The following is an 865-nucleotide window of genomic DNA, read 5'->3' on the forward strand; positions in this document are numbered from 1 at the left end:
CATGGGGATCGCCAGCTTTAACTTGGCTTCATCCTTGAGTTTGATCATCGCTCAGCGTCTTGCTCGTCGGTTATGCAGCCATTGCAAGCAACCGCATCCATACAACGCAACATTTGAGTTACTCGGCCTAAAAGCTGACGACTTGATTTATCAAGCCGATAAACAGGGTTGCCATCATTGTACTCATGGTTATTCAGGTCGTGTCGGTATATACGAAGTCATGCCTTTTAATGAGCAGCTAGCAGAGGCGATCGTGAAAGGCGCCTCGGTACAAAGCTTGGAGATGCTCGCTACGGCAAAAAGGCATGATGACACTCAAAGACTCTGGCCTCGAGAAACTCAAACAAGGCATCACCAGCTTAGAAGAGCTGCAACGCGTCCTCTATTTGTAAATTTTATAGTTTGTTATCTTGATACTCATCGCACTGAAGGAAGCGATATTGAAGCTTAAAACCCATTCACAAATCAAAAACTATCAATGGAAAGGGATTAACGGAGCCGGAAAAAAGTCTCCGGCAACAACGCTGGCGCTTACCGAGCTTGAGGTGCGTGATAAGCTGAAAAGTGCAGCATTATCCAGATCAAAAAGATCAAGAAATCCAGTGTGTCAGTCTTCACAAGGTTAAGCCATAAAGTCAAAGGTAAAGACATCACACTGCTTACCCGCCAACTCGCCACCATGCTGACCACTGGTGTTCCTATTCTACAATCGCTCAAATTGGTTGCCGACAACCATCGCAAAGCTGAGATGAAATCAATCTTAGCCAGTGTGAGCAAAGCCGTTGAAGCAGGCACGCCGTTATCCAAAGCGCTTCGCCAGTGCCAGCCCACAATTCGATGGCATTTATGTTGACTTAGTCGCCAC

Annotated in this window: 2 pseudogenes; both read left to right on the plus strand. The window is 46.5% G+C overall.

Annotated elements, in window-relative coordinates:
• Window positions 1-392, plus strand: a pseudogene (locus CIK04_RS25200) (GspE/PulE family protein); the annotation flags it as partial.
• Between the two features lie 48 nt (window positions 393-440).
• Window positions 441-865, plus strand: a pseudogene (locus CIK04_RS25205) (type II secretion system F family protein); the annotation flags it as partial.

The organism is Vibrio sp. 03_296, assembly GCF_002265885.1.